This window comes from Polaromonas sp. (assembly GCF_043778355.1).
Lineage (GTDB): Bacteria > Pseudomonadota > Gammaproteobacteria > Burkholderiales > Burkholderiaceae_C > Polaromonas.
Genome location: NZ_JAYWHI010000085.1, coordinates 1 through 2,726, shown reverse-complemented (window position 1 = coordinate 2,726; position 2,726 = coordinate 1). Strand labels below are relative to the sequence as shown.

Genomic DNA, 2,726 nt, shown 5'->3' with positions numbered 1-2,726 from the left:
CCATCAGCTTTAAGAATCCCCCGCGCTATGTCGAGTTCGTACTTTGCCGGAAGGTCTTTTTTGTGCATGGTGTCCAGTAGAGCTATGGCTCGCATGATAGCTATACGTTTGTAGCTGGTGCGTAGCGACCGCTTGAACTGTTGACCGTTGATGCGTGTGTGCAGGTAGTAAGAGCTACCAAGAAGATAGATTGGCAAATTGAGCATTGAATTGCTACCAAATTTGCTACTACCCACAAAGGCGAAAGCCTTGTAAGTCATTGACTTACAAGGCTTTTTCCATATTGGCGGAGCGGACGGGACTCGAACCCGCGACCCCCGGCGTGACAGGCCGGTATTCTAACCAACTGAACTACCGCTCCCGATAGCGGCAACCATTCGCTCTTAGTCTTTCAACTTTTGAGCCAAGTTACATTCTCTTACGAGTTTACTGTTGCCAACTTGTGCCGTCTTAGCTTGCGCTAAAAACTTGGCGACCCCACGGGGATTCGAACCCCGGTACTCACCGTGAAAGGGTGATGTCCTAGGCCTCTAGACGATGGGGTCAAAACCTCAGACTAATCCGTTTTCAGAAACTTTGGTGGAGGTAAGCAGGATCGAACTGCTGACCTCTTGCATGCCATGCAAGCGCTCTCCCAGCTGAGCTATACCCCCTTCTAACTACTTTTTAGCAATTGCGAATGCGTCTTTTAAACTTATTCGCAATCATCTAGCCTCAAATTATAGTGCCAAAAACTAAACCACTGCAAGCCGGGCAATAACTTTTTCTCGGCCACAGAGCTCCAGCACTGCATCCAACGATGGCGTCTGCGGTGTACCTAGTACCAAGACGCGGACTGGCATCGCCAACTGGGGCATCTTCAAACCCTGGACGACTAACACTTCTTTTATCGCCGCAGCGATACTGGACTTATCCCAAGCACAGGTCGTTAATTTGTCTGACAACAATTGCAAAGCGGGTTTCACTGCATCTGTCACGTGCTGCGCTTTCTCTGAAGGATCTACAACCAAATCGGAATAAAACTTGGCGGCCCACATCGCCAAAGTCACCGTGGTGTCGCAGCGATCTTTTAGCAATGCGCAGACCAGCGGCAGATGAGACTCTATTGCTTCAGCGGACAAACCAATATCTTGCTTTTGCAATTGCGCTGCAACTAAGGATGCCAAGCGTATGTTGTCCGCTTGCTTAATGTATTGTGCATTGACCCACAGCAGTTTGGCCGGATCCCATTGTGCAGGGCTTTTGTTCAAGTGTGTGCCATCAAACCAGCTCACCAATTGCTCGCGCGTGAACAGCTCTTCGTCACCATGGCTCCAGCCCAGGCGGGCTAGGTAGTTCAGCATGGCTTCGGGCAGATAACCTCCATCTTCATAGGCGGTGACGCTAACTGCGCCACGGCGCTTAGATAGCTTTTGTCCGTCATCACCCAGAAGCACCGGGCAATGACCGAACTGCGGCAACACTGCGCCCAATGCGTTGAAGATGTTGATCTGCCAGGGCGTGTTATTGATGTGCTCATCGCCGCGAAACACGTGGCTGATCTGCATGTCCCAGTCGTCCACCACCACCGCGAAGTTGTAGGTCGGGATGCCATCGGTGCGCACGATGATGAGGTCATCGATCTCTCGGTTGCTGATCGTGATCGGGCCTTTAACCAGATCGTTCCAGGTGACATCGCCATCCTGCGGATTGCAGAATCGCACGACCGGCTTTACGCCTTCGGGAATGGGCGGCAAAGTTTTGCCCGGCGCGGGGCTCCAGGTTCCGTCGTACAACGCCTTCTCACCGCGCGCCTTCTTGGCTTCGCGCACAGCGTCCAGTTCTTCGGGCGTGCTGTAGCAGTAGTAGGCCTTGCCCGCGGCGATCATTTGATCGACCACGGCCTTGTAGCGATCCAGCCGCTGCATCTGGTAAATCGGACCTTCGTCGTACTCCAGCCCCAGCCACTTCATGGATACCAGGATTTGGTCAACCGACTCTTGGGTGGAGCGGGCGACGTCGGTGTCTTCAATGCGCAACACAAACTCGCCACCAAAGTGGCGGGCATAGGCCCACGAATACAACGCGGTGCGGGCAGTACCCAGGTGTAGAAAGCCGGTTGGAGATGGCGCAATGCGCGTGCGAATTTTTGCTGTAGTCATTTCAATGTGTCTAGGCCAGACAGGCCACGGGCCAGATCAATCTTCAAATCTTCAATATGGTCCAGGCCCACGGCCACGCGAACCAACCCCTGACCAATACCGGCCAATTGGCGCTGCGCCTCTGTTAGGCGGCCATGCGAGGTGCTGGCGGGGTGCGCGGCCAGCGTTTTGGTGTCGCCCAGGTTGGTGCACAGGGAGACTAGCTGCATGCTGTCGAGCACATGGAAAGCGCGATGACGCGCGGCCTCCGGATCGGGGGCCTTTACTTCAAACGACAACACCGCACCGCCATAACCCGACTGCTGGCGCATAGCCAGTGTGTGCTGCGGGTGGCTAGGCAAACCTGGGTAAAACACCCGAGATACTTGCGGTTGCGCTTCTAACCACTGGGCTAGTGCCAACGTGTTCTCAGACTGGGCCTTCACGCGCAGCGCGAGGGTTTCCATACCCTTTAACAACACCCACGCATTGAAGGGCGAGAGCACCATGCCAGCCGTGCGGATCACGGGAAGGAAGAGTTCGTCGCGCTGCTTCTGCGTGCAGCAAATAGCACCGGCCATCACACGCCCCTGACCATCCAGGAAC

Annotated in this window: 3 protein-coding genes and 3 tRNA genes; all 6 read right to left on the bottom strand. The window is 54.7% G+C overall.

All coding sequences use genetic code 11. The annotated features are described in order from the left end of the window. A partial coding sequence (locus tag ACH2CW_RS12085; RefSeq protein ID WP_395058412.1) for a hypothetical protein occupies nt 1–260 on the bottom strand: 260 nt, incomplete at its 3' end. Nucleotides 261–284: 24 nt separating this feature from the next. Next, a tRNA-Asp gene (locus ACH2CW_RS12080) sits at nt 285–361 on the bottom strand. 108 nt (nt 362–469) lie between these two features. Next, nucleotides 470–545: transfer RNA gene (locus ACH2CW_RS12075), tRNA-Glu, on the bottom strand. 32 nt (nt 546–577) lie between these two features. Continuing rightward, nucleotides 578–653, bottom strand: a tRNA-Ala gene (locus tag ACH2CW_RS12070). Between the two features lie 81 nt (nt 654–734). Beyond that, nucleotides 735–2,141, bottom strand: coding sequence for a glutamate--tRNA ligase (gene gltX, locus ACH2CW_RS12065; protein WP_395058410.1), 1,407 nt, complete (start codon nt 2,139–2,141; stop codon nt 735–737). Continuing rightward, nucleotides 2,138–2,726: PLP-dependent transferase (locus tag ACH2CW_RS12060; protein WP_395058408.1), on the bottom strand; the 589-nt coding region annotated here is incomplete at its 5' end. The genes gltX and ACH2CW_RS12060, both read right to left, overlap by 4 nt.

Bases quoted from the DNA above. Each gene is read 5' to 3' on its own strand.
- gltX (WP_395058410.1), bottom strand. From the start codon at position 2,141: ATGACTACAGCAAAAATTCGCACGCGCATTGCGCCATCTCCAACCGGC.